A 6,680-nucleotide genomic window follows, 5' to 3' on the forward strand; every position below is an offset into this window, starting at 1 on the left:
GTCACGCGCCCTCCGCTGCGGCCTCGGGCGCGGCAGGCACCGCGCGGGCCGTTATCGTCACGTCGAGCCTGTCGCGATCGATGACGACGGTGACCGTCCGGTCCTCGGGGACGAGGAAATAATGCCCCGCCAGCTTGTCGCGAATGCGGTTCTCAAGCGCGGCATCGTCGCCTTCGAGCAGGCCGATGATTCGTTCGGCGGCATCGGCCTGGAAGCGCTCGAGCTGCGTATCGTAGCTGTCGGCATCGCTGTCGTCGCTGGCATAGAAGATCGCGTTTTCGAGGATGTCGGCGACGCCGAGCGCGGTGATTTCGCTGCCCCGGCGGACGAAGACGGACGTCTCGTCGACCGAGTTGCACGACCATTGGTCGGGTGCGAAGGCGACATTCGCGTCGGTCGATACCTCGATGAATGCGCCGGCGTGGCTCATCGTCGCCTCGAGCGTGATAGCCTCGACCCAACCGTTTTCCGCCTCGGCGGGCGCTTCGCGGCTGTCGGAGACGATGAAGGTGCGGTCGCCCTGGGTGACGCGGAACCGCATATCCTCGACACGGGCGAGGATATCGTACCAGCCATAGCCCTTGAACGCGTCCTGGGCCTCGACCAGCGGACCACCGAACGGATTATGCTTCGCGATCGCCGCCTGCGCGGGTTGGCCGATCAGCGCATCGAAGTCGGGCATCAGCACCATGCCGGTGTCGGTCACGCGTGCGCCGCTCTCGTAGTTGCGTGAGCTGTCGGCCGCATAGGCGGTCCATGCGAACAGATAGGGCTCGGCTTCGGGTAGTGCGATACCGAGCGAGCGCGCCTCGCGCCAGTCATGCGCCGACAGCCGGTGCGTCCCCGCGGCCTCGATCGCGCGGTAGATCGCGAGCCGGACCGCATCGCGCAGGGCGGCGATGCCGGTGTTCTCGACCACTTCCTTGCGCGCCGGGAGGACGAGCTGGATTTGCGGCGCGTCGAAGATGTCGACCCGCGCGATCCAGTGGCCGCCCCGGTCGACTTCCTGAACATACGGCAGGTCGCACGGGATGGTCAGCCCGTGGAAGTTGAGGCGTCCGTCGCGCGAGGAATAATGCGAGGGGTGTTTCTGGAACACGCCGATTCGCACGCCGTACCATTCCTCGACATGGACCGCGTCCTTCAGCCAGTCCTCCTGCGGAAGGACCGCGCCGTTCCAGGTCACGGGAACCGGATAATGTTTGGCGGCGCGGGCCACGTCGCGCTCGAGCGTCTTCAGCCACTCGTCGGGCACGCGCACGGTGATCGCGGTGCCGCGCATGATCGGATCGGGTTCGATCGCGATCGGGCGGCTCGTCTCCCACGCCGAGGCCGGGATATGCGCCATCCAGCCCTGGCGGTCGGGTTTCGAGAAGGAGCGGATGATGACGTCGCGGCCTGCGAGGCTGAACACGCCCATGCCGGCGGGATCTTCGGCGCGGCGCGTCTCGTCGGACCAGCCCGAGCGGCCGAGCGTGACGATGCTCACCGGATCGGCGATGCCGTGGCCGTCATCGGTGATGTGCAGGAAGTGCTCGGCGCCGGCGCCGTTCAGCGCGAGCGCGACGCCGGTCGCACCGGCGCGGCGCGCGTTCTGGAGGAGTTCGCAGATGACGTCGAACGCGGTATTGTTGAACAGGCGCGTGACCTTGGCGATCGTCTCGGGGGCGACCGCGGTCGCGATGGTGGCGGGAATCATGGGAGTGCGCTCCTGGAAAAGGGCTCAGGCGTCCGTCACGCCTTCCCTCCCCGCTCCCTCTCTCCTTCATCGGCGCATCGGGCCGAGCCCTGGTCAGCCTGCCTTGCCGTCGCGGAACGCGCCGACCACGGTGCCCGCGTCCCAGTGACCGCTGAGGATACCGCGACGCGGGACCGAGTTGATCGCATAGCGCCGCGCCGCGAGGAGGCGGGCACGCCGGGTGTCGCGGTCGATCGGCGCGCCGGTTGCGATATCGCGGGCGAGGCGAAGCGGCGTCATGGCTTTTCCTCATCGATTGTGCCGGGGATGGCAACATGGTCGGTGACGCCCGTTCCCGAAGGATCGAGCGCGATAATTTCGGCGAGCGTCCAGGGGGCTGCGCGGCGCGGGCGACGCGAGAAGCGAAGCTCGTGCTTTTCGGCATATTTGTGGACCGCTGGATATTTGCGGCCGATCGCTGCCGCAACATCAGGCAGCGCGACGCCGAAGTCGTGCGCGATGCGCAGCGCCCGGATCTCCTCTTCGGTCCATTTCCGGTGATAGCCGTGGACAAGGCCGAGGATGTTCGCGCGCGTGAACAGCGAAGCCTTGGTGCGACCCATCTTCGTCGCCAGGGCGTCCATCGGCATCGTGCCGTAAAGGTCGCGCAGCCTTTCCAGATCATTGTCGCTCCACACCGGCCCGCCCCGGAACCCGTCGCGGTTGGCATGTGTGCCGCGCAACCCGAGATAGTCGGCGCGCCAGCGGATAGAGCATTTCGTGCGGCCGAGCCTGGTCGTGAGCGGGGTCAGGCTTGCCCCGTCGGCATAGGCGCGGATGAGCAGTGTGTCTTCGTCAGGGGTCCAGTTGCGGCCCCATCCCCGGCCATAGCCGAGCTTGCGCAGGTGCGGCCCGAAGCCAGCCTTGGTCCTGCGCGGAAAGCCCTCTGTGGCGAGAATGTCGATGATCGCGATATAACGAAGCCCCTCCCCGGCCAGCGTCAGCGCCCGCGTCGCCTCGGCCTCGGTCCAGTCAGCGGGCTTGTTGGGATGGCGCAAACCGAGCGCGTTGGCACGGGTCGCGGTGCCGGACAGCGGGCGTCCGATCAGCGTGGCGATCTGTGCGATCGGGATCGCCTGCGCGTAGCCGGCGCGCAGCTGGGCATCCTCCCAGTCGCTCCATTTTGGAGGATTTCCTTCGGTCAGCCCGAGCACGCCCGCGCGGGCATAGACGCTGGTGCAGGCGCGGCCGAGATCTCCAGCGAGATCGGCCGTGGGGCGAAGGCCATATTCGCGGGTGAGCCATGCGTCTTCGTCGGTCGACCACGGACGCGACGAATTGCGGCGCAGGCCCAGTTTGGCGATCTTGTCGCGCACGCCGGCGCGGCCGCGACCGAGCGCGGCGACGATGTCGTCGATCGCGGCGTCGTCGCAGAACATGCGTTCGACCGTGGCGATCTCGTCGGGGGTCCAGGCATCGTGCCGGAACGGCATCTCGCGCAGGCGCCCGCACGGCTCGGGCAGCTTCGGACACGCGACCAGCTCGACGATATCGGGCGCGAGGTCGGTCACAGCGACACCACGGCGACGTCGCTCAGCCGCGCGCGCAGCCGTGCATGCAGGCGGGCGATGCGGTCGTCGCCCTTGGGCATGGTGTCGACCGCGGCGATCGCCGACAGGAGGTTGAGCGCGCGGTCGGTGCGCTCGGCGTCGAGCGACAGGTGCCGTGCGAGGTCGCGCGCGGTGCTGGCGTTGGGGGAGATGCGCTTCAGCGCGTCCATGATCGCGGCCGCGTCGGTCGCAGCGGGATCGAGCAGGAACGCGTCGAGCGCGCGCGTGCCCTTGAGGGCGATGGCGGGGCCGTGGTCCGCGACCTCGGCCAGGCCCGCGAGATCGAGCAGCTTCGCCGCCTCGTCGGCATCGACGGACGCGGCGGCACGCAGTTCCGGGGTCTTGCCGAGATGTTCGGTGATGGTGGGATCGATATGCGCCAGCACCGGGGTTGCCGACAGCGCCGGACCCATCGCGAAGAAATCGCCGGGGGCGAGGTTGCGCAGCAGGTCGGCGTCACGCGCGGGAAAGCCGAGCAGGTCGGCCGCGCGCGCGATGTCGCGGTCGAAGACGTTGAGCCCGACCAGCACGTTCTGCAGCTCGGACACGACCGAGGTGGAGAGCTTCGCGAGGCGCTGGGTGGCGATGACGGGGGCGAGACCGCGCTTGCGGCCGCGCGCGCACAGGTCGGTCAGGGTGGCGACGCCGAGCCGGCGGGCATCGGCATCGAGCGCGGAACCGGCGACATGCGGTGCGAGCAGATGGCCCTCGTCGATGCACACCAGCATGGTATGCGCCCAGTCCTCGCGCGGTGCGCCGACCAGGCCGGCAAAGAACGCGGCTGCCTTGATGATCCGCTGGTCGGGATCGAGGTCGGTGAGGTCGATGTGCATCGACAGCCGATGTCGCCGGCTGCGCGTCGCCGCGGCCGTCAGCCCGTCGGCGGTGAGTTCGACCGCGCGGATCGTGGTCGCGCCGATATGGCGGGCGAGGTTCTCGAATTCCCCCTCGGGGTCGACGATCGCAAGCGTCGTATAGTCGAACGCCTCCTCGATGATCCGGCGCAAGGTCCTGCTCTTGCCCGCCCCGGAGCTGCCCTGGATGAGCAGGCGTCCGGCAAGCAGGCGATCGAGGTCAAGGCTGAGCGTGCCGGTCGAATGATGGCCCAGCGGTACGCGATTGTCCGCGGCCTCGGGCGCGCGGATCGGGGTAACACAGGTCATGGCGCGGTCCTCCGGGTCAGGCGGCATCGGCATCGGGCGGCGCCGGGTCGTTGGTAGGGACGGCGGGAGCGTCGGGATCGGGAGCGGGCGCACCGTCGAGCGTCCGCCATTCGAGCATGTCGTCGCTCTCGCGCTCGCAGGTCTGGCAGGTGGTGGAATCGTAGGTGCTGAGCAGCACCCAGGCCTGTTCGGCCTCATCCCACACCGCGACGGCGTCCTTGGTGACGTTGTCGCTGCCGCACTCGTCGCACACCGGCTTGATCCGCGAGGCGGCGGGCAAACGGAGGCGATCCTCGGTGCAGATCGACCAGTCACCGTAGAATTTGCCGTCGTGCGGAAGACAGTCGCCGGCGAGCTGGATGGCGTGTTCGCCATAGCCCTCGTGGAAATGGATTTCCGAATTCGGGAAGAACTTTTCCAGGACCGCCTTCGCGCCGCGGATCTTCACCTCGCTGCCATAGGTGGTGTGGATATAGTCGAGCGGTCCGATCGCGGGGCCTTCGCAGCCCCAGTCTTCGACGTCCTCGTCGGGCGTGGCGCGGCCGTGGAACAGATAGAGATAGACGCTCATCGTGGCGGTCCTTTCAGGCGCTGGGGAGGAGGTGCGCGAGCGCGCTCGCGTCGACCTGCTTGGAGATCGGTGCGGTGCTCTCGACGCGGACCGCGTCCAGGCTCTCGAACGTCTCGGGCATCTGGCGGCGTTCGTAACGGTCCTTGTCGACGAGACCGTGGATCGGCGCGCCCTCGTGGCGCGCGAAGCCGAGCGCATCGACGCTGACAACGCGGCGGAAGACGCAGCCGACCTTGCCCTCGGGCACCCAGTCCGCCCAGGAACCCGACGCCGAGACACTCTCATACTGGCCGATGATCGCCTGATAGGCGGCGCGGCGGCGAACGACGTGGCTGTCGTGGACCGGCACGTCCTCGCCGGTCAGCGCGGTCCAGCGGTCGGGATGCCAGCAGCGCACCGACCGGCGCGCGTTCTCGACCTGCAGCGCGATGCCGGGGATGGGTAAGCGGCGAAACTCGCTGCCGAAGGCGTAGAGTACCAGCGCGTAATCGACGTCTTCCTCATAAAACGGATCGTCGCGGCGCAGCGCGTCGGGCATCGCGGACTGGCGTTCGTCCGACAGGACATAGCCGCCATGGCTGGGCGTCCACACGCGCCAGATGCCGGGCAGCACCTGGTCGGCGCGATCGGGCGTGTCCCAAGGGGTCGTGTCGGGTCGGGGGCTGGGCTTGAACCGGGTCATCTGTCATCTCCCTCATGGATCTGACAGCTATCCCTCCCCCTCCTCTACCGGGCGAAGAGGCGTCCCGGTCTCCTCGCCGGCGGCCGAGGGCCGTTCAATGCTCGACGACGCGATAGTTGCCGAGGTCCGCCCGGATGCCGAGCGCATCGATCATGGTCGCCGGCTCGAAGCCGCTTTCGCGGTACCGTTCGGCCGCGAGCGATCTGGCACGGTCGAGACAGGCCTGGTCGCGCCACTCGACGATGGTCACGATGTTATAGCCGCCCGGGCCGCTTTCCTGCGTGAGGATGAGGTTCTGGATGCAGCCCTCCATATCGTCGAGAAAGGCATGCGTCTCGGTAAGCTTCGCGACGAAGGCGTCGATGCTGGCGGCAGGGACGGCGAACTTGTCGACCTTGTAGACGGAGCTGGTCAGGCGTTCTCTCCCGGATGCGAAGGATCGGACCGGGGGCACCCGGTCCGGCATGGTGGTCAGGCGGGTTTGCTGCCGGGCGTGCCGCACTTGGCGAACTTGCCTTTGGCATCCTTGCAGCGCGTGGGCTTGGCGGGCTTCTCGGGACATTTGACGAAGCGGCCCTTGGCATCCTTGCAGGGGGCGGCAAGTGCCGGGACACCAGCGAGAAGTGAAAGCGCGGCAGTAGCGGCGACGATTGTGCGCATCTCTAATCTCCTGCCCGGTGATCGGGCTCGAAAGGAGTATCCGGGAGAACAGCGGTACGCCAGCCATTACGGAACCGTGGCTGGTGGGTACTGGTTTTCACCCATCAACATATCGCTCAAACGAGTTCGATCATGGGTGAAGCAACCGACAAGGTGAACGCTGCGGGCAACAAGCTGGCCGGCAACGTCATGGAAGGGATCGGCAAGGCGACCGACAACGCGAGCCTCGAAGCGGAGGGCAAGGCCCAGAAGCTGAAGGGGTCCGCTCAGGACGTAAAGGGCTCGGTCAAGGGCGCGCTCGGCGACAACATCTGAC

At 67.8% G+C, this 6,680-nt stretch carries 9 protein-coding genes; 1 reads left to right on the forward strand and 8 read right to left on the reverse strand.

Translation table 11 applies throughout. The features are described 5' to 3' along the window. Position 1 precedes the first annotated feature (1 nt). From CA237_RS16750 to CA237_RS16785, 8 genes are all read right to left on the reverse strand, one after another. Positions 2-1,699: an ATP-binding protein gene (locus CA237_RS16750; protein WP_126014909.1), complete on the reverse strand. Its 1,698-nt coding sequence runs from the start codon at positions 1,697-1,699 to the stop codon at positions 2-4. Between the two features lie 93 nt (positions 1,700-1,792). Beyond that, positions 1,793-1,978, reverse strand: coding sequence for a hypothetical protein (locus CA237_RS16755; protein ID WP_024310655.1), 186 nt, complete (start codon positions 1,976-1,978; stop codon positions 1,793-1,795). Continuing rightward, positions 1,975-3,249, reverse strand: coding sequence for a hypothetical protein (locus CA237_RS16760; protein ID WP_024310654.1), 1,275 nt, complete (start codon positions 3,247-3,249; stop codon positions 1,975-1,977). Before CA237_RS16760 ends, CA237_RS16755 begins: the two co-directional genes overlap by 4 nt. Then, positions 3,246-4,451 carry a DUF87 domain-containing protein gene (locus tag CA237_RS16765; RefSeq protein ID WP_010408937.1) on the reverse strand — a complete coding sequence of 402 codons (1,206 nt, stop codon included), beginning with the start codon at positions 4,449-4,451 and terminating at the stop codon, positions 3,246-3,248. Before CA237_RS16765 ends, CA237_RS16760 begins: the two co-directional genes overlap by 4 nt. Before the next feature lie 16 nt (positions 4,452-4,467). Next, entirely contained in the window at positions 4,468-5,022 is a 555-nt protein-coding gene (locus tag CA237_RS16770) for a hypothetical protein (RefSeq protein WP_024310653.1), read from the reverse strand. A gap of 13 nt (positions 5,023-5,035) precedes the next feature. After that, complete coding sequence (locus tag CA237_RS16775; RefSeq protein ID WP_164523912.1) at positions 5,036-5,704, reverse strand: hypothetical protein; 669 nt, start codon at positions 5,702-5,704, stop codon at positions 5,036-5,038. 94 nt (positions 5,705-5,798) lie between these two features. Next, complete coding sequence (locus CA237_RS16780; protein ID WP_196803788.1) at positions 5,799-6,206, reverse strand: antibiotic biosynthesis monooxygenase; 408 nt, start codon at positions 6,204-6,206, stop codon at positions 5,799-5,801. Then, positions 6,176-6,364 (reverse strand): hypothetical protein, encoded by a 189-nt coding sequence (locus CA237_RS16785; RefSeq protein ID WP_024310650.1) that lies wholly within the window; start codon positions 6,362-6,364, stop codon positions 6,176-6,178. Before CA237_RS16785 ends, CA237_RS16780 begins: the two co-directional genes overlap by 31 nt. 132 nt (positions 6,365-6,496) lie before the next feature. Here CA237_RS16785 and CA237_RS16790 point away from each other — a divergent pair, with 132 nt between their 5' ends. Further along, positions 6,497-6,679 carry a CsbD family protein gene (locus CA237_RS16790; protein ID WP_024310649.1) on the forward strand — a complete coding sequence of 61 codons (183 nt, stop codon included), beginning with the start codon at positions 6,497-6,499 and terminating at the stop codon, positions 6,677-6,679. The last annotated feature ends 1 nt before the right edge of the window (position 6,680 follow it).

Source organism: Sphingomonas sp. ABOLH (genome assembly GCF_003951715.1).
Classification (GTDB): Bacteria; Pseudomonadota; Alphaproteobacteria; order Sphingomonadales; family Sphingomonadaceae; genus Sphingomonas; species Sphingomonas hankookensis_A.

Coding starts and splice junctions, on each gene's coding strand:
- CA237_RS16785 (WP_024310650.1), bottom strand. CDS start 6,364: ATGCGCACAATCGTCGCCGCTACTGCCGCGCTTTCACTTCTCGCTGGT.
- CA237_RS16775 (WP_164523912.1), bottom strand. CDS start 5,704: ATGACCCGGTTCAAGCCCAGCCCCCGACCCGACACGACCCCTTGGGAC.
- CA237_RS16765 (WP_010408937.1), bottom strand. CDS start 4,451: ATGACCTGTGTTACCCCGATCCGCGCGCCCGAGGCCGCGGACAATCGC.
- CA237_RS16790 (WP_024310649.1), top strand. CDS start 6,497: ATGGGTGAAGCAACCGACAAGGTGAACGCTGCGGGCAACAAGCTGGCC.
- CA237_RS16770 (WP_024310653.1), bottom strand. CDS start 5,022: ATGAGCGTCTATCTCTATCTGTTCCACGGCCGCGCCACGCCCGACGAG.
- CA237_RS16755 (WP_024310655.1), bottom strand. CDS start 1,978: ATGACGCCGCTTCGCCTCGCCCGCGATATCGCAACCGGCGCGCCGATC.
- CA237_RS16750 (WP_126014909.1), bottom strand. CDS start 1,699: ATGATTCCCGCCACCATCGCGACCGCGGTCGCCCCCGAGACGATCGCC.